The organism is Bacillus testis (assembly GCF_001243895.1).
Lineage (GTDB): Bacteria > Bacillota > Bacilli > Bacillales > DSM-1321 > Bacillus_AD > Bacillus_AD testis.
In genome coordinates this window covers 15716-33692 of sequence record NZ_LN851186.1, presented here as the reverse complement: position 1 = coordinate 33692, position 17977 = coordinate 15716, and the positions used below count along the sequence as shown (strand labels likewise).

Sequence of the window (17977 nt, the reverse complement as noted above, 5' to 3'; positions counted from 1 at the left end):
AGGAGGACACAATGGACATTACGATCAAGGATGTAGCCAGAGAGGCAAATGTGGCCACTTCGACGGTTTCGAGAGTGTTGAAGGACAGCCCTGCCATCAGCGAGGCTACGAAACAGAAGGTAAGAGAAGTGATGGACCGCATGGGCTATTATCCGAATTTCCAGGCGCAGAGCTTGGCTGGGCGTAACACGCAGACAATCGGAATCATCATGCCCAACTCGGCGTACCACTCTTTCGGCAATCCTTTTTTCTCTGAAGTGCTGCGGGGCATTTCCATCTATGCCAGTGAGAAGAAGTACGGCTTGTATTTATCCACGAGTGCAACTGAAGAGCATATGTATGAGGAAGTAGTGGCGATGGTTCAGGGCAAACGGGTCGATGGCATCTTGATGCTCTATTCCAGGAAAAATGATAAACTGATGACCTATTTAGAGGGCGCTACTATTCCGTTGACGGTCATAGGCCGCCCTTATAAAAAAAGCAACCGTATCACATTTGTGGATAATGATAATATTGATACTACCAAAAAAATCACTTCCCACTTGATCAAGCTTGGGCATCGGCGCATAGGTTTTATCGGGGGGAGCCTTGAATTTGTGGTGACAATCGATCGGCTGCAGGGATATAAGGATGCTTTGAAGGAAGCAGGCATCGAAGTAGACTCGCGGTATATCATCCATAATGAAGAGATGAAGAGGAAGAGAGAGGATCTGATGAATCTTTTTCTTTCACAGGATAAAGCGCCCACTGCATTGGTGGTCCAGGATGATTTGACAGCCTATGAAATGATTTCCCTTCTTGAAGCAAGTGGCATCCAAGTGCCAGACGATGTATCCATCATATCATTCAATAACCATAGCTTATCCGAGCATTCCCGGCCAGCTTTGACTTCCGTCGATATCCATATCTTCCAGCTTGGTTATGAGGCAACCGGTTGCTTAATCGATCAGATTAAAAACCCGGCTACTCCAGTCAAGCGTATTATTATTCCGGCTGATTTGATCATTAGAGATTCATGTACTCCTTTTTGCCGGGAATAATCAGGGAAGTTTAGGTGGAGGAGCCCGAGGGAATAAGAAATTGAATGTTTTGTTACTAGGGCGCCTCTGCATCATAATTAAGGGTATACTATAGGTAAGGAGGGTGATTAGGATGTTTGTCAAAGATTTTATGATCAAGGATGTTGTTTGCGCTCATCTCGATATGACGCTAAAGGACCTGCTGAAAAAAATGATTGATTGCAAAATAGGCGGCATGCCGGTCGTAGATGCCAACGGGACATTGGTCGGAATGGTCAGTGATGGCGATATCCTTCGCCACTTAGCGCCTCAGAAGCAATCTGTTTATGATTTCTTTACAATGATTACATATATTCCGGAAAAGAAATTAGATACAACGGTATCCGAACGCATGAATGAAACAGTAGAGACAATCCTCGCGAACCGAAAAATCATAACACTTTCTCCGGACGATGATTTAAATGAGGTGGTAGCAACCATTTCTAAGCATCACTTTAAGAAAATTCCGGTAATCGATGAGAACGAAAAGGTGATTGGAGTGATCTCCCGCGGGGATGTGTTGCGCATGATTTACCAAGGCATTATCGAAAATCTTTAATAGTATAGCGATACATATGTGAAGAGAGCGGAATATCACCGCTCTCTTTTAGATTATAGGCGATTTGCGGCCAAAACGATTGACATGCAAAATTATTTAGAATAATATCATCTCATATTCGAGATAATTAAAGTGGATGCATATGAAAAAAGGAGTGTACCATCGTGAAACGTACAGAATTATCGTTGAAAGCATTAATTGTCATGATGCGTTCATCTCAGACAGTCCAGGATAAAATAAAAAATGATATGAACCAGTATGGATTAAACCCCACAGAATTTTCCGTATTGGAGCTTTTATACCATAAGGGTGACCAGCCTATACAGCATATAGGAAAGAAAATTCTGCTTGCGAGCAGCTCCATTACCTACGTGGTCGACAAGCTGGAGAAAAAGGAATATGTTGTCCGTAAAGCATGCCCTACAGACCGTCGAGTGATCTTCGCCAGCATCACAGAAAAAGGGCGGGCATTCATGGAAGATGTATTCCCGAAACACACGGAAGTGATCGAGGACATATTTGGCGATCTGAGCGAAGAACAAGTGGAAGAACTCATCATTTTGCTTAAAAAAATAGGCTTAAAGAAGTAAAAATTTTTTGTGTATATCTCAGTATGGAGATTTATTGATTAAACATAAATGCAGGTTTTAATCACAAGAACCCCCTTCCGGTTTCCCGGAAGGGGGTTCTATATGTGCTATGAAGAAAAGTGTGGAGGGGGTATGGTATTTATTTTTGTACGTACCTCACCGTGTTTCCTTTATCCCGTTTTAAGGGACAGTAAGGAAAGATAGGTCAAGAAGATTAACTGTCCCTTAAAACCCGAATGGTTCAACTAATGCTCAGAAGAACCACTGAGCAAAGTTTCACTTTTTCTCAAAGAGAAACGCTCCAGTTTGTACGGAGCTAAACGACCGTTTCCGCTTTTCTTGATCTAGCTGCAGTGACCAGGGACTAGCAAACTTCGCACCTTTCTTCTACGATAAGTCAACATCGGCTCGTAACCTCGCCGTGTTTCCTTTATCTCAAAGAAATGTACTCCAGTTTGTACTGATATGCTCCCCATTAGGTAGACAGATAAAAAAACTAAATCTGTTTAGCTAAGGGGAGTATTTTTATGGCACGAAGTAAGCACCCATATGAATTGAAATTAACGGTTCTTGATCTATTAAGCCAAGGCCATACTTCTTTACGTGAACTGAGTAGGCAATTTCAAGTATCACACAAAACAATTAAACGTTGGAAGATCAGATATGAAACGTTTGGAGAAGAAGCCCTTAAGGAAGCGACTACATGGACCCGGTATCCAAAAGAATTAAAAATGGCAGCCGTGCAAGCCTATTTAGATGGAGGCTGTTCGTTGGCGCAGGTGATCGCCAAATATGGAATTACCAGTGAGTCAGTTTTAAGGAGATGGATTAAACAGTATACTAGTCATAGTGAATTAAAAGATTCGGGTAAAGGAATGAGCCAATCTATGACTAAGGGAAGAAAAACAACCTTACAGGAACGACTTGATATCGTTTCTTATTGTCTAAGCCACCAGAAAGACTATCAGTTAACAGCTGAAATCCATCAGGTGTCTTATTACCAAGTGTATAGTTGGACAAAGAAGTTTGAAGAAGAAGGCAAAGAAGGATTAAGAGATAAACGCGGTCGGACAAAGAGCGAAGCTGAATTAACACCTGATGAAAAAATGAGATTACAGATGAGACGATTAGAAAAGGAAAACGAACGCTTGCGGGCAGAAAATCTATTCTTAAAAAAGTTAGAGGAAATCGAAAGGAGGCGTCGTTAGCGAAGATTCGCCACAAAATCCACTATCAAGCGATTCAAGAATTACACGAGAAAGACCATCTCCCTATTCTTTTATTATGTGAGATTGCGGGCGTTTCGCGCGCAGCTTATTACAAATGGCTTCAGCGTTCCCCTTCCAAACGAGAGACAGAAAACCGTTCAATCCTGGAAGAAATCCAAGCGATCTATACACAGGTAAATGGCATTTATGGATACCGTCGAGTAGCCTTAAACATCAATCGGAAACGCCAAGCTGAAAACAAACCAAAGGTGAATGTGAAACGCATATACCGCCTTATGAATATAAGGGGGTTAAAGTCGGTCATCCGCCGAAAACGAAAACGGTATGTGTCTTCGCCTGCCCAGCACTTAGCTGAAAATAGGCTGAATCGGGAATTTACAGCTGACAAACCGAATGAAAAATGGGTAACGGACGTGACAGAACTCAAGTATGGCCAGTCACAAAAGGCTTATTTAAGTGCCATTTTGGACCTTTATGACGGCTCCATTGTCAGCTATGTATTAAGCCATTCGAATAATAACCCATTAGTATTTGATACACTTAATCAAGCAATCTCATCGTTAAAAGAAGAAAAGCCTTTGATTCATAGTGATCGTGGCTATCAATACACATCGCATGGGTTCAAGGAAATCATCACTAAAGCCAAATTAACACATAGTATGTCACGGGTAGGGAAATGCATCGACAACGGACCCATGGAATCGTTCTGGGGCACATTAAAATGTGAAAAATATTATCTACATACATATAAGACGTATGAAGCGTTACAAAAAGCGATTGATGAATACATAGATTTTTATAATAATGACCGTTTTCAAAAACGATTAAACGGCTTAAGCCCATTAGAATTTAGGGCTCAAGCCGCTTAAAGCATTTTTGTTATTTCGGCTGTCTACTTGACAGGGAGCAGTTCATACGTCCCTAAACGGTCACTTCCGCTTTTCTCGATCCAGCTGCAGACCTCCAGCTCCTAGCAAACTTCGCGTTTCTCTCTTCAATAAGTCAACATCGGTTCGTTCCTCACCGTGTTTCCTTTATTTCGAAGAGAAACACTCCAGTTTGTACGGAGCTAAACGGAGGTCTTCCGCTTTTCTTTATTCATTCGCCCATTGTTCTACGTTCCAGGTTTTTGTTACCCAGTCTTGGTAGAAGTCTGGTTCGTGGGAGACGAGTAGGACGGTGCCTTTGTAGGCGGCTAGTGCGCGTTTTAGTTCTTCTTTTGCAGTTACGTCTAAGTGGTTGGTTGGCTCATCGAATAGGACCCAGTTGCTTTCTTCCATCAGCAGCTTGCAGAGGCGGACTTTTGCTTGTTCTCCTCCGCTTAGCTGGTTCATCGGGCGGGAGATGTGTTCGTTCTTCAAACCGCAGCGCGCCAAAGCGGCCCGCACTTGGGCTTGTTCCATACTTGGGTATGCATTCCACACGACATCGATCGGTGTGCTGTTGTCCGCTTTTACTTCTTGCTCAAAGTAAATCGGATACAAGAAATCGCCTTTTACCACTTTTCCGCTGAGCGGCGGAATCACGCCAAGGATTGTTTTCAGAAGCGTTGATTTACCGACGCCATTGCAGCCGACAATGGCAATTTTCTCGCCGCGTTCGATTGTCATGTTTAATTTATGGGGAAGCAGGGGATGGTCATATCCTATTTGGAAATCCTTTCCTTCGAATACCCAGCGGCTGCTTGCGCGCGTTTCCTTAAATTCGAACGTTGGTTTTATTGCTGTTTCAGGACGGTCGATCCGTTCCATCCGGTCCAGTTGCTTCTGGCGGCTTTTGGCGCGTCCGGTTGTCGAGTAACGGGCTTTATTTTTGGCGATGAAATCTTCTTGCTTCTTAATGAATTCCTGTTGTTTTTCATAGGCATTTATGTGCTGGTTTTTGTGCAATTCAGCCAGCTCCAGGAATTTTTCGTACGTTGCTGTGTAGCGTGTCAGCTTGGCGAATTCCAAATGGAAAATGACATCCGTTGATGCATTCATGAATTCCGTATCATGGGAAATCAGGATAAACGCATGCGGGTACTCTTTCAAGTATTTGGACAGCCATGTGATATGTTCTTCATCCAAATAGTTGGTAGGCTCGTCCAAAAGAAGGACCTGCGGCTGTTCAAGGAGCAGTTTCGCCAATAATACCTTGGTGCGCTGGCCGCCGCTTAGTGCAGCTACATCGCGCTCAAGTCCGATGGCATCCAGCCCCAGACCGCGTGCAGCATCTTCAATTTTAAGGTCAAGTGAATAGAAACCGCCTGCATCCAATTGGTCTTGCAGCTCGGCCATGCGCTCCAGCAATTCTTCAAGCTCTTCGGGAGTTGCTTCGCCCATTTTCGCTGTTACTTCATTCAGTTCCGCCTCTACGTCAAACAGGTGGGCAAAAGCTTCCTGCAGGACATTGCGGATTGTTTTGCCGGGAGTCAGATTTGTATGTTGATCGAGATAACCATACTCTACGCCGGGTGTCCATTGGACTTTGCCGGTATCGTAAATCATTTGTCCGGTAATGATATTCATCATGGTCGATTTGCCGACACCGTTAGCGCCGACCAATCCGACATGTTCGTTATTTAATTGGAAAGAAACATTCTTAAATAGCATTCTGTCGCCAAAGCTGTGGCTCAGGCCTTCTACTGCCAATAAACTCATATATAGTCAACTCCTGAAATTTTCATACTCACGTTCTTCCTATTGTATTCGAGAATGTAAAACCCTGTAAAGCGATTAAAGCCATTATATCAAAAGGAAAAGAGATCTCTATCGGCTAAGAAAGATGGCGTGTTTTCAGATGGCCATTCGCTATCCTTCATTTCATAAATGATTTGTGAGATACTGTTGCTAATAGAGTTTTCCCATGCCAACCGGCAAGAACGTAGGAAAAACAAAGACCAGCCAGGAACGGGCCAATCGCCGAGGGTAAGATGAAGGCGGTGGACGTTTCACTGAATATGAAGGGAATGTAATGCGTGAGTAAAACGTTAGTATTAGCAGAGAAACCCTCCGTGGGTAGAGATATAGCAAAAGTGCTCGGTTGCCAGCAAAAAGGCAATGGATATTTAGAAGGGAAACAATATATCGTCACTTGGGCACTCGGCCATCTAGTGACATTGGCGGAACCAGAAGCGTATGATGATCGGTATAAATCATGGAAAATGGAAGATCTTCCGATGCTTCCGAAATCATTGAAGCTCGTTGTCATCAAGAAGACGGGCAAGCAGTTCCAGGCCGTGAAATCACAGTTGAACCGCAAGGATGTCAGTGATGTGGTTATCGCAACGGATGCTGGCCGTGAAGGGGAATTGGTGGCCAGATGGATCCTTGAGAAAGCGAATGTGAAGAAGCCTGTAAAGCGTTTATGGATTTCTTCGGTAACAGACCAGGCGATTAAACAAGGCTTCCAGCGTCTGAAGAACGGCAAGGAGTATGAGAATCTGTATGCGTCAGCACAGGCCAGAGCAGAAGCGGATTGGCTTGTCGGAATGAATGCTACAAGAGCTCTGACAACAAAGCATAATGCCCAATTGTCCTGTGGACGGGTACAGACGCCGACACTGGCTATGATCGCCCGCCGGGAAGAGGAAATCAAAACGTTTAAGCCTAAGTCCTATTACGGCTTGAAGGTTAAAACGGACAATGGCCTTTCACTGACATGGAGAGACAGCAAAAATAATGAGGCACGCACATTTGATGAAAATTATGCGGAAAGCCTCCAAAAGAAAATCAGCCATCAAAAAGGAAAGATTGTTGAAGTCAAAAAGACAAATAAAAAAACGTATGCCAATAGTTTATATGATTTAACAGAGCTACAGCGTGACTGCAATAACATATTCGGGTATTCCGCTAAAGAAACGCTGTCTATTACCCAACGGCTCTATGAACAATATAAAGTAGTAACATATCCGCGGACCGACTCGAAGCATTTGACGACCGACATGGTTGGGACGCTGAAAGAGCGCCTGGAGGCAGTATCTATTAAGCCGTATGCACAATGGGCATCCAAGATTCTCCGCCAGCCAATTAAGACAAGCAAGTCATTTGTCGATAACAGCAAGGTTTCAGATCACCATGCGATCGTTCCTACCGAGCAATCCGCTTTCTTTCCGAAAATGAGCGATAAAGAAGTGAAAGTGTATGATTTGATCGTCAAACGGTTCCTGGCTGTCTTCATGCCGCCGTATGAGTATGAACAGACAAGCATTACAGCCAGTATTGCCGAAGAAACATTTGTTGCTAAGGGGCAGCGTGTACTTCGAGCCGGCTGGAAGGAGCTGTATGACCATGGTGATTCAGCTGAGGCGTCATTGCCATTGGTGAAACAGGGAGATACATTTGCGGTTGATTCGGTTTCATTGACACATGGGGAAACAAAACCGCCGGAACGCTTTACCGAAGGTACGCTTTTGTCTGCAATGGAAAACCCAGTGAAATACATGAATGGCGAAAGTAAGGATTTGGTGAAAACCATCGGCCAAACAGGCGGATTGGGCACAGTCGCTACGCGGGCGGATATTATTGAGAAACTTTTCAACTCCTTCTTGATTGAGAAAAGAGAAAAAAGCATTTACATGACTTCCAAGGGCAAGCAGCTATTGGAATTGGTTCCCGAAGAATTGAAATCACCGGCACTTACAGCCCAATGGGAGCAAAAGCTTGATGCCATCGCTAAAGGAAAACTGAATAAGAATGCATTTGTGGCGGAAATGAAAGACTATGCCAAGAAAGCGGTGCATACTGTCAAAAACAGCAAGGAAAAATTCAAGCACGACAATATTACCGGCAAGCATTGCCCTGATTGCGGCAAATTGATGCTTGAAGTGAACGGTAAAAAAGGGAAAATGCTGGTATGCCAGGACCGGGAATGCGGTCACCGCAAACGGATCAGTACATTGACGAATGCACGCTGTCCGGTATGCCATAAGAAATTAGAGCTGCGCGGAGAAGGGGAAGGCCAGATTTTTGTATGTAAATGCGGCCATCGCGAGAAGATGAGCGCTTTCCAAAACCGCCGCAAAAAAGGCAATTCGAAAGCTGCCAATAAGCGGGATGTTTCACAATACATGAAAAAACAGAACAAGGATGAACCAATCAATACAGCATTGGCTGATGCATTAGCTAAACTGAAATTTGATAAGTAGGAGGTTCGGGCAAAATGGCTAAAGGAAAAACAAATGCCATGCGCATACTTGATGCAGGAAAAATTCCATATGAGATGCATACGTATGAAGCGGGAGACGGCAAGATTGACGGCGTCTCTGTTGCAGAGAAGGTAGGCAGGGATCCGGCAATAGTCTATAAAACCCTGGTTGCCCAGGGAACAAGCAAGCAAGTGTATGTATATGTCATTCCAGTTGCAGAAGAGCTGGATTTAAAAAAAGCAGCTTCTGTCGCAAAGGAAAAAAAGATTGAAATGATAGCGGTGAAAGACATTCAAAAGCTTACGGGCTATATCCGTGGCGGATGTTCACCTGTCGGTATGACCAAAAAGTATCCTACCTTTATCGAAGTGGCTGCCGAAACGCATGACACCATCATTGTGAGCGGCGGAAAAATAGGCACACAAATTGAATTGAAGCCGGCTCTGCTGGCTGAAGTGACAGGTGCGGACTTCGTTGAGCTGATCAAATAAGGTAAAACGTTGACCGGTGGGAGCCTAAAGCGCCAATTAGATGGGATAAAAGGAACTGGAATCTGATCATGCAGGAGTCCCGTCATTCTATTCGTGAATGGTTTAAAAATAATATTCCATAAAAAAGAGGCCGGCTTAACGAATTGTACGAGACAATTCGTAAGTCGGCCTCTTTCATGGATAGGGATCTGAAGCCATATCCAGCAAAAAGATTAGTCTCTGTTTTTGCTGCGGGCTTCTCCGCCTTTTTCTCCAATTTCTTGGTAGAATTCTTTATCGTGGTTTTTAGAAGTAGCTTCTCCGCCTTTTTCCCCGATTTCTTGGTAGAATTCTTTATCGTGGTTTTTAGCTGTAGTTTCTCCACCTTTTTCTCCGATTTCTTGGTAGAATTCTTTATCGTGGTTTTTAGCTGTAGTTTCTCCGCCTTTACGTCCTGCTTCTTCTCTACTCATTTTGTCTGCCATTAGTAATCTCTCCTTTATTGTTTTGTTTGTTATAGTGTTTATATAGCCGTTTTGACGATTGTCAAACGTGTTTCTAGTGAATGTAACATCCCTTTAATGAATATGTAATAGAGCACAAGGGCAAACGAGAAAAACACCGTGTTTCTACGGTGTGATCCCTAACTTAAGCGATGCCTTTTAGGTATCGAATCCCTAATTTTCATAAGGCTATTTTCTAAAGTAGTGGTTGGTTTTACATAAGGTGAGTGATTAATCATAAGGTTGATTGATAGGAGGGGAAGGTGCGGGACAGGTGAGAACCCACAGACGCTTTGCGCCGAGGATGATCACTGCCCGCCCCGCGGAAAGCGAGCATCTTGGAGCGGGTATCAATTGTTGCTCACATTATTCTTGGAGCTTCTCCGTTTTTAAAAGGAGTATGAAAGCAGTTTAAGCTGTTTTTTAATTCATCAAATGAAATTTTTACTCAGAACATCGCGGACATCATGGACGATGATAAAAGCGTCCTCATCAATGCCTTCGACGATTTTCCGTAAATACGTCAGTTCTTGCTTGCGAATGACGACATAGAGAATATCGCGGTCGCGATTACTGTAATAGCCTTTCCCCTTAATGATCGTCAAGCCCCGGTTAATTTTGCCTGACACCTCTTTGGCTATTTCGCCGTGCTTGTCCGATATAATCGTGATGGATTTTTTAGTATCGAGCCCTTCGATCATATAGTCCATCACCTTAGTGGCGATGAATAGGGAGACAATTGTCACCAGCATTTTTTCCAGCCCAATGACGTAAGTGGATCCTATGACAATAATCAAGTCAAAAAACAGGAGGGCATAGCTGATATTCCAATGCAGATATTTGCTGGCAATCTTGGCAAGAATGGTAGATCCGGCGGATGTACCGCCTGCGCGTACAATGACGCCAATTCCCGCACCCATAAATATCCCGCCAAAAATACAATTAATGAAAACATTATCTGTATGGACACCCCAGCTCTCTGTCAGACTCAAGAATATAGAACTGAAGATAATGAAAATAATCGTATACAAAATGGTCTTCCGGTCGAGAAATTTATAGCCGATCACGAGAAGAACACTGTTGATCAGCAGATTCATAACGCTTGGCGGCCATTGGAATAAGTAATAAAGAACAATGGTAACGCCTGTTACACCGCCTTCGGCAAGGTTGCCGGCTATGATGAATGAGTTGACGGCTATAGCGAATAGGAAGGAGCCCACCATGATCATGAAGAGCTCGCGTGCATATGTTTTCATATGAATCCCCTTCCTTCTTAGAGTAGTTGAATATATAAGCACATCAAATTAGTATAGCCCCAACTGTAAGGGGATGCAATGCCATCAACGGTCCATAAAGCTAGGCTTTCACCTACGAAAGGGCAGGTGCATAGTATGGATGTGAACAGACTACTGCCAAAAAAGGAGTGTTTCTTTTTGAGTGAACGCATACGCCACTATTTTGCGGGGGGCAATACGGCATACGGATTCCACAGTTTATATGAATCCAACTTAGAAGGATTGAAGAAATTATTCATACTTAAAGGCGGTCCGGGAACCGGCAAGTCGACACTGATGAAACATATTGCCTCTGTTTTTGAAGATCAAGGTTATACGCTCCAACTGCTGCATTGCTCATCGGATCATGAATCGTTGGACGGCATTATTATCAATGAACTGCGTGTTGGCATGGTGGATGGCACGGCTCCGCACATAATAGAACCAAAACTGCCGGGTGCGGTCGAACAATATGTGAATCTGGGAGAAGCGTGGGATGCGGAGGCCTTGGCCGGCAAAAAGGATGAGATCGAATGGCTAACCGAACAGATTTCTCTTTCTTTTCAGAATGCCTATGAATCATTCGCCCAAGCGTTGAAGATCCATGATGAATGGGAAGCGATTTTTATCGACCGGATGGACTTCGGCAAAGCGGATGCATTGAAGGATGAATTAATCCACATGCTTTTTGGCGACCAGCGGAAAGAAAGGATCGCTGATGTAAGGCACCGTTTTCTCGGAGCGGCTACGCCAAGTGGAGCAATCGACTATGTACCGAATTTGACAGCGGATGTGGAACGCCGCTATTTTATAAAAGGTCGTCCAGGCTCGGGCAAATCGACGATGCTGAAAGCCATCGGCGCAGAAGCGGAGCAGCGCGGATATGATGTAGAAATATACCATTGCGGCTTCGACCCTAACAGTTTGGATATGGTCATCGTCAGAGATCTTGGATTCGCTATATTTGATAGCACCTCTCCGCATGAGTACTTTCCGGATAGGGACGGAGACGAAATCGTCGATGTCTATGAAAGATGCATAGAAGCGGGGACTGATGAAGATTATAGAACGGATATTGAGCATGTGGCAAAGCGCTATCGTAGAAAGATGGATGAAGCCACCGCCCACCTGGCAAAAGCCAAAAAACGCCACGATGAGCTTGAGGCTCTGTATGTGAAAGCGATGGATTTTACAAAAGTGAAGGAAATCGAAGACAGCTTGGTCGGCATTATTCAAGAAATGGCAATGAGCTGAATGCATTTTAAGGTAAAGTTGCTCAGGAACAGCCAAAAGGAAAGGGCTCCATCTTCCAGGATGAAGCTCTTTTTTTCCTGAAGGGATGGGGCGATGGCTATTCAAGTGGAATTGACAAGATTTAAAGTGAAAAAAGGAAAATCCGAAGCGGTCGATCGGTGGATGAAACTGCTGAATGACCAGATGCCTTCGGTCCTGCTTACACTCCAAGATGAAAAAAACCATATTCCGGGAAAGGCAGGGCGAAGATGAGTATCTGTATTGGTATTCAGTCCAAGGGGAAGGCGGACTGGCGGTTGAGGATTCCCATCATGAGATAGACAAGCAGCATCTGGCTTTTTGGGAAGAATGCATCGACTCGGACACGGAGCCGGTGGACTTGCAGACAGCAGTCAGCATGATACAGGAAAAGGTTCTCGCTTCCATGACATAAAAAAAACGGGCGGATTGCCCGTTTTTTTTATTTAGAAGATCAGGTTGGCGATTAATACGATAACCGGCAACGTAATGATTGTCCGCAACAGGAAAATGATCATAAGATCTTTCATCTTAACCGGTATTTTCGATCCAAGAAGCAGTCCGCCTACTTCAGACATGTAGATCAATTGAGTCACCGATAGTGCGGCAATGACAAACCGGGTCAGCTCGCTTTCGATGCCAGTTGCCAAGACAGATGGAAGGAACATATCAGCAAAACCGATCAGGATGGTCTGTGATGCTTCCGCTGCTTCCGGCAATTGCAATAATTCAAGGAGCGGAATGAATGGCATGCCCAGCCATTGAAAAACAGGCGTATAGGTAGCGACAATCAATGCCAAAGTCCCCATGGCCATGACAATCGGTGCGACGCCCATCCATAGGTCAAGCACATTCCGGCCTCCGTCAACGAGAAACTCTTTCATCCCTTTATTTTGGGCAGCACGCTCAACAGCCAACTTAGTTCCCCAAGTGAAAGGAGTATATCCTTCAGGAATCATCTCGCTGTCTTCGTTGGCAGGGGTGCCATCAATATGTGTGTCTTCCATGCGTGATAGCGGCGGAATTCTCGGCATGATGATGGCTGCAACCAATCCAGCTATTAAGACTGTTAAATAATAAGGAATGAACATATGGCCAAGGTTCACCTGAGAAATGATGACCAGGCTAAAAGTGATGCTTACAACAGAAAAAGAAGTACCGATAATAGCTGCTTCTCTTTTCGTATAAAATCCTTCTTCGTATTGCTTGCTTGTCAGCAGGATACCGATTGTACCATCACCTAACCATGATGCCGCACAGTTGACGGAAGAGCGTCCTGGCAGCTTGAAAATGGGGCGCATGATTTTGGTGAACAAGGCTCCGAACATTTCCAACAGCCCGAAATTCAATAGTAAAGGCAACAACAGGCCGGCAAAGAGAAAAACAGCAAACAGTGTCGGCAATAGACTGAAAAGGACAGTCCCGCCTGTATCTTCAGACCAAATCCACTCCGGGCCGATCTTCGCAAGTGTCATGACAGCGAAGACAGCGCCAAGAATACGTGCAAGTGTCCATGCTATATTGACATCAAAGAGAGAAGTGAAAAAAGCGCTCTTCTTGATAAACGCGATGTCCATTGTCTTTGCCGCTATCGTGAATATAGAGGTTAAAACAATAATGAATGTCATTATATAAGGGATGCTATCTCCTAAAAATGTTTTTAATCCTCCTGCCAGAATGGCGATAGGGATGGTTATCTCACCTCCATAAGGGATGGGAGTCATAAATAACACTACACCAATAAGAGATGGAACAAGAAATAGGAGGATGGATGACTGTAAATATTTTCTTATGGATGCGATCATTTTTTCACCTCTATTGTTATTGTAAATATGTTTGATTTTTTATATATATTCATTTTACTGTATAATAATTATTTTTTCCATGGTTAATTATCAATGTTTTATGCATAAAATGTGGCAGTTTTATACTTTTTAATTAATGGCGTGGCATTTTATTGTGCAGCGGCTGGCCTAATGGATTTAGAAAACCCATAGGGAAATGTGTATAATATAGGGGAAATTAGATTACTGTACGCCAACTATGAAGGAGTGGAGAAGATGGAGAGAGTGCAACTGACTGAGGATCTGCAGTTTTCACGCATTATTCATGGCCATTGGCGAATGGCTGACTGGCAATATGGCAGCCAACAAATTCTGCGTGTGTTGGAAGAATGCCTGGAAATGGGCGTGACAACCATGGACACTGCCGATATCTACGGGCAATATACTTGTGAATCTTTGTTTGGGCAAGCATTGGCTTTGAAGCCGAGCCTCAGGGATTCGATTGAAATTGTCACTAAATGCGGCATCAAGTTGACCAGCAAGGAAGGGGTAGGCATCAATCATTATGATTCCAGCAAGAAGCATATTATAGAGAGCGTAGAAGCCTCTTTGCTCAATTTACATACAGATTATCTGGATGCTGTATTAATCCATCGTCCGGATGTACTTACGGACCCTGAAGAAGTCGCCGCAGCCTTTTCTGAGCTGAAGCGGGCAGGAAAAGTAAGAAGTTTCGGAGTTTCCAACTATACGCCTTCGCAGCTTAATATGCTGCAATCTTATTTGGACGAACCACTGATCACCAATCAGGTTGAGGTGTCATTGCTCGTGCGTGACCAGTTCGAGAATGGAACATTGGACCAGGCTATAGAAAAAAGAATGCCTGTGATGGCATGGTCGCCGCTTGCGGGAGGACGGATATTTACCGGTGAAGATGCCCAAACCTTGCGTGTCCAGAAGGCATTAAAGAAAACAGCGGCCGAAATGGGCACAGAAAATATGGATCAAGTGCTGTATGCATGGCTGCTGAAGCATCCAGGCAAAATCATGCCAATCGTCGGTTCAGGGAAAGTAAAGCGCATCCGCGCGGCTGTCGGGGCCCTGCAATTGAAGATGACAAAAGAACAGTGGTATGAATTGTGGGTTGCTTCAAGAGGAAAGCCTGTAGATTGAACAGCAGGCCCAACAGAAATGAAAAGAGAAGGAAGTGCTCTGTGTGATAAAGTGTATTGCAAGTGATATGGATGGAACATTATTGAATAGAGAAGATAAGATTAGCCAATCCAATAAGGAAGCGATTGAAAAAGCGCAAGAGATGGGAATAGAAGTAGTCATCGCTACTGGCCGTTCCTATGTGGAAGCCCGCCATGTATTGAATGAGGCCAATCTTAACTGTCCAGTCATCTCAATCAATGGCGCAGTCGTTTGGGGAGAGGACGGCAAGGTGGTAACCTCTAATCCAATGAAGATGGAAGATGTGAGAACGGCTGCTGCTATTCTTGATGAAGCGGGCATTTTCTATGAGGTATTTACAAATGAAGGAACATTCTCCTGCAGCAAGGGACACTCCGTTGCCACAATCGTGGACATCATGGTATCGGCATTCCCAGACCTTGATCCGGCTTTTGTAGCCATGAAGGCCACAGAACGGTTTGAATCAGGCTATATTCATGCGGTCGACAGCTATAAGGAATTATTCGAACGGGAAGATTTAGAGTTCTATAAATTCCTTGCTTTTTCCGGCGAGCTCGATACATTGACTGGCTGTGGAAAGACCATCAGTGACAGCACCTCTCTGGCCGTGAGTTCTTCCGGTAAAGAAAATCTTGAAATTACAAGCCTTGAGGCACAAAAAGGAATCGCATTGGAAAAGTTTGTTGCAGCACGCAATATTTCGTTAAGTGAAACAATGGCGATTGGAGATAGCTTCAATGATGTGTCAATGTTCAAGAAAGCGGGCAAAGCGGTTGCCATGGGCAACGCCATAAGCGAAATCAAAGAAATCTGCGATGAAGTGACGTTGCCTAATGATAAAGATGGTGTCGCTCATGCCATCTTGAAGGCAATCGCTGAACAATAAAGTTTCCGGTCCCAATAAGGGATCCATCCGGGCAGTCGGCAACCAGAACCAATTTGCATGGGTGAAGGGGTTGTTTGTAGTGCGTCTATGGATTGTCTTTTTATCGGTTTTCCTGGTCCTATTGGCCGCTTGTCAAGAGAAACCGTCTGAAGAAGGAAGTGGCCCTCTAAAGAAAGACGTGCCGACTACAAGGTTGGCTGCAGATTTGCATACTCCTTGGTCGATTACAAAAGAAGGAGATACATTTTATATCAGCGAGCGGTCCGGATCAGTTGCGGAAATAAAAGATGGTGTGGTCACCCGGAAGCAGTTGGAGCTGAAGGAAAAGCTGTCCACCCAACCTGAATCCGGTTTCCTTGGTTTTGAATTGTTTCCGGACTTCCGGCAATCGCAGAAGGCGTACGGTTATTATACGTATGACCGTGATGGCATATCTGCAAACCGTGTGGTCGTCCTCCAGAAGCAGCAGGAAAAATGGCAGGAGCAAGAGACACTGCTTGACCGTATCCCCAGCGGCCAGTTTCATCACGGGGGCCGCCTGAAACTGGGTCCTGACGGCTGCTTATATATTACGACAGGCGATGCGCTTCAGGAAGAACGTGCGCAAGATAGGGGCTCCTTAAATGGGAAAATTCTGCGGGTGGATCTGGCAGGCGGAATCCCTGCCGGAAATCCTTTCCCACATTCGTCCATTTATAGTTACGGCCACCGGAATCCACAAGGGCTTGCTTGGGATGGCCAAGGCAATCTGTATAGCAGCGAACATGGTTCAGCAGCACATGATGAAATCAATATCATTCAGGCAGGCAAGAATTATGGTTGGCCGTTGATTAGCGGCAGCGAGCAATCTCCCGGCCTCCAACGCCCTATTATTCACTCCGGTGAAGAGACATGGGCGCCTGCTGGGGTTGCTTACCATCAAGGCTTTTTGTATATAGCTTCGTTGCGCGGCGAATCGGTTAAACAGTATGAAATCCGTACAGGCAAATGGAAAGATGCTGTGAAAGGGAAAGGCCGTATCCGCGATGTCTATATAGAAGGAAATACGCTTTATTTTATTACGAATAATACGGATGGCAGGGGTACCCCTGCCCCCGGCGATGACGGCCTATTTAGCTTGGACATCCAGTAAAGGAGCCTACAGAACAGAGATTTTCCACGGGAATTCTCTGTTTTTTTGTGGCAGTGCATAATTGGCCTCTCTATCCAAGCAGCGGATGGACGAAAAAAAACCGCCCATACAGGCGGTTCCAAAAAGGGGGGGATACTTTGGAAAGTTAAACATATAAAGAGTATACCCCGCTTGTTTTCTTTTTATACAATGTAGCTTTAAAAAAATTACCCTTCGACTGGATAAGTCCAGAATTCTTCGATTTGCAGCCTTTTCAATAAATCTGGATCCTTTTTGAGGAGCAGCTCTTCCCATTGCGCGGTCATTAGTTGGGTTTGCGAGCTATGCGCTTTAATGGCTGCCATTTTTACATCCTGCATATCGCTGACATCATTGACCACATCGGGTTTCCCTAAATCTTCCAACGAATTATGGGCAAAGGCAACGGCATGGAATACAGGGCGTTTTTCTTTATCCATTCTTCCCAATGCCGCGGCAACCGCTCTTCCTGTAGCTTCGTGGTCCGGATGGACGCTATAGCCAGGGTAGAAGGAAATAACCAGTGAGGGATTCAGTTCATTGATTGCGGAGGAAATCATGTTGACAAGGTATTCTTCGCTCTCGAACTCTACTGTTTTATCCCGGATGCCCATCATGCGAAGATCTTGGATGCCCATGATTTTCGCGGCATCTTGAAGTTCTTTTTTGCGGATTAGCGGAAGTGATTCACGTGTGGCAAATGGAGGGTTTCCCAGGTTTCTTCCCATTTCCCCTAAAGTCAAACACATATAGGTCACTGGCGTCCCTCTCCGTGTATGTGTAGCAATGGTACCGGAAACACCAAAGGCTTCGTCATCGGGATGGGGGAATACAACGAGTACTGCACTTTCTTGATTCATTATAAAAAATCTCCCTTCAA

14 protein-coding genes and 2 pseudogenes are annotated in these 17977 nt (G+C 44.6%); 11 read left to right on the top strand and 5 right to left on the bottom strand.

Annotated features, from left to right (window positions below; genetic code table 11):
* Positions 1 to 11: 11 nt before the first annotated feature.
* The 4 genes from BN1765_RS00675 to BN1765_RS19735 all read left to right on the top strand — a co-directional run bounded on the left by BN1765_RS00675 (position 12) and on the right by BN1765_RS19735 (position 4305).
* Complete coding sequence (locus tag BN1765_RS00675) at positions 12 to 1040, top strand: LacI family DNA-binding transcriptional regulator (RefSeq protein ID WP_050613406.1); 1029 nt, start codon at positions 12 to 14, stop codon at positions 1038 to 1040.
* 112 nt (positions 1041 to 1152) lie between these two features.
* Complete coding sequence (locus BN1765_RS00670) at positions 1153 to 1617, top strand: CBS domain-containing protein (RefSeq protein WP_050613405.1); 465 nt, start codon at positions 1153 to 1155, stop codon at positions 1615 to 1617.
* Between the two features lie 203 nt (positions 1618 to 1820).
* Positions 1821 to 2207 (top strand): MarR family winged helix-turn-helix transcriptional regulator, encoded by a 387-nt coding sequence (locus BN1765_RS00665; RefSeq protein ID WP_050616637.1) that lies wholly within the window; start codon positions 1821 to 1823, stop codon positions 2205 to 2207.
* Positions 2208 to 2734: 527 nt separating this feature from the next.
* Positions 2735 to 4305 (top strand): IS3 family transposase gene (locus BN1765_RS19735; RefSeq protein WP_147554128.1). Its coding sequence is split into 2 segments (ribosomal slippage): positions 2735 to 3377 and positions 3377 to 4305, totalling 1572 coding nucleotides; the frame shifts between segments, so codons are not numbered across the junction.
* 225 nt (positions 4306 to 4530) lie between these two features.
* On the opposite strand, the gene BN1765_RS00650 is transcribed toward BN1765_RS19735, so the two are convergent.
* Entirely contained in the window at positions 4531 to 6078 is a 1548-nt protein-coding gene (locus BN1765_RS00650; protein ID WP_050613403.1) for an ABC-F family ATP-binding cassette domain-containing protein, read from the bottom strand.
* Positions 6079 to 6395: 317 nt separating this feature from the next.
* Between BN1765_RS00650 and BN1765_RS00645 the strand changes: the two genes are divergently transcribed.
* On the top strand, positions 6396 to 8564 hold the full coding sequence (locus BN1765_RS00645) for a DNA topoisomerase III (protein WP_050613402.1): 2169 nt from the start codon (positions 6396 to 6398) through the stop codon (positions 8562 to 8564).
* 14 nt (positions 8565 to 8578) lie between these two features.
* On the top strand, positions 8579 to 9055 hold the full coding sequence (ybaK, locus tag BN1765_RS00640; RefSeq protein WP_050613401.1) for a Cys-tRNA(Pro) deacylase: 477 nt from the start codon (positions 8579 to 8581) through the stop codon (positions 9053 to 9055).
* A gap of 215 nt (positions 9056 to 9270) precedes the next feature.
* On the opposite strand, the pseudogene gsiB reads toward ybaK, so the two are convergent.
* Together gsiB and BN1765_RS00630 are read right to left on the bottom strand one after the other, a co-directional pair.
* Positions 9271 to 9519: pseudogene (gene gsiB / locus BN1765_RS00635) on the bottom strand (glucose starvation-inducible protein GsiB); the annotation flags it as partial.
* A 449-nt stretch (positions 9520 to 9968) separates the two neighbouring features.
* Positions 9969 to 10793 (bottom strand): YitT family protein, encoded by an 825-nt coding sequence (locus BN1765_RS00630; RefSeq protein ID WP_050613399.1) that lies wholly within the window; start codon positions 10791 to 10793, stop codon positions 9969 to 9971.
* A 177-nt stretch (positions 10794 to 10970) separates the two neighbouring features.
* Between BN1765_RS00630 and BN1765_RS00625 the strand changes: the two genes are divergently transcribed.
* Complete coding sequence (locus BN1765_RS00625) at positions 10971 to 12065, top strand: PRK06851 family protein (protein WP_050613398.1); 1095 nt, start codon at positions 10971 to 10973, stop codon at positions 12063 to 12065.
* A 99-nt stretch (positions 12066 to 12164) separates the two neighbouring features.
* Positions 12165 to 12498: pseudogene (locus BN1765_RS00620) on the top strand (DUF6176 family protein).
* 31 nt (positions 12499 to 12529) lie between these two features.
* Here the strand turns inward: BN1765_RS00620 and BN1765_RS00615 are convergent.
* Positions 12530 to 13888: a YjiH family protein gene (locus tag BN1765_RS00615; RefSeq protein WP_050613397.1), complete on the bottom strand. Its 1359-nt coding sequence runs from the start codon at positions 13886 to 13888 to the stop codon at positions 12530 to 12532.
* 255 nt (positions 13889 to 14143) lie between these two features.
* Between BN1765_RS00615 and BN1765_RS00610 the strand changes: the two genes are divergently transcribed.
* From BN1765_RS00610 to BN1765_RS00600, 3 genes are all read left to right on the top strand, one after another.
* Positions 14144 to 15040: an aldo/keto reductase gene (locus BN1765_RS00610; RefSeq protein ID WP_050613396.1), complete on the top strand. Its 897-nt coding sequence runs from the start codon at positions 14144 to 14146 to the stop codon at positions 15038 to 15040.
* A 43-nt stretch (positions 15041 to 15083) separates the two neighbouring features.
* Positions 15084 to 15947, top strand: a complete 864-nt coding sequence (locus BN1765_RS00605) for a Cof-type HAD-IIB family hydrolase (protein WP_050613395.1) — start codon at positions 15084 to 15086, stop codon at positions 15945 to 15947.
* Positions 15948 to 16026: 79 nt separating this feature from the next.
* The gene (locus BN1765_RS00600; RefSeq protein ID WP_050613394.1) at positions 16027 to 17079 is read left to right on the top strand and encodes a PQQ-dependent sugar dehydrogenase; all 1053 of its coding nucleotides are present in this window, start codon (positions 16027 to 16029) and stop codon (positions 17077 to 17079) included.
* A gap of 206 nt (positions 17080 to 17285) precedes the next feature.
* On the opposite strand, the gene bshB2 is transcribed toward BN1765_RS00600, so the two are convergent.
* Complete coding sequence (gene bshB2 / locus BN1765_RS00595; RefSeq protein WP_050613393.1) at positions 17286 to 17957, bottom strand: bacillithiol biosynthesis deacetylase BshB2; 672 nt, start codon at positions 17955 to 17957, stop codon at positions 17286 to 17288.
* Between the last annotated feature and the right edge of the window lie 20 nt (positions 17958 to 17977).

What these genes read in the sequence shown, in the direction of transcription:
- BN1765_RS00665 (WP_050616637.1), top strand. Translation starts at nt 1,821, where the DNA reads ATGATGCGTTCATCTCAGACAGTCCAGGATAAAATAAAAAATGATATG.
- BN1765_RS00610 (WP_050613396.1), top strand. Translation starts at nt 14,144, where the DNA reads ATGGAGAGAGTGCAACTGACTGAGGATCTGCAGTTTTCACGCATTATT.
- BN1765_RS00615 (WP_050613397.1), bottom strand. Translation starts at nt 13,888, where the DNA reads ATGATCGCATCCATAAGAAAATATTTACAGTCATCCATCCTCCTATTT.
- BN1765_RS00650 (WP_050613403.1), bottom strand. Translation starts at nt 6,078, where the DNA reads ATGAGTTTATTGGCAGTAGAAGGCCTGAGCCACAGCTTTGGCGACAGA.
- bshB2 (WP_050613393.1), bottom strand. Translation starts at nt 17,957, where the DNA reads ATGAATCAAGAAAGTGCAGTACTCGTTGTATTCCCCCATCCCGATGAC.
- BN1765_RS00630 (WP_050613399.1), bottom strand. Translation starts at nt 10,793, where the DNA reads ATGAAAACATATGCACGCGAGCTCTTCATGATCATGGTGGGCTCCTTC.
- BN1765_RS00675 (WP_050613406.1), top strand. Translation starts at nt 12, where the DNA reads ATGGACATTACGATCAAGGATGTAGCCAGAGAGGCAAATGTGGCCACT.
- BN1765_RS00670 (WP_050613405.1), top strand. Translation starts at nt 1,153, where the DNA reads ATGTTTGTCAAAGATTTTATGATCAAGGATGTTGTTTGCGCTCATCTC.
- ybaK (WP_050613401.1), top strand. Translation starts at nt 8,579, where the DNA reads ATGGCTAAAGGAAAAACAAATGCCATGCGCATACTTGATGCAGGAAAA.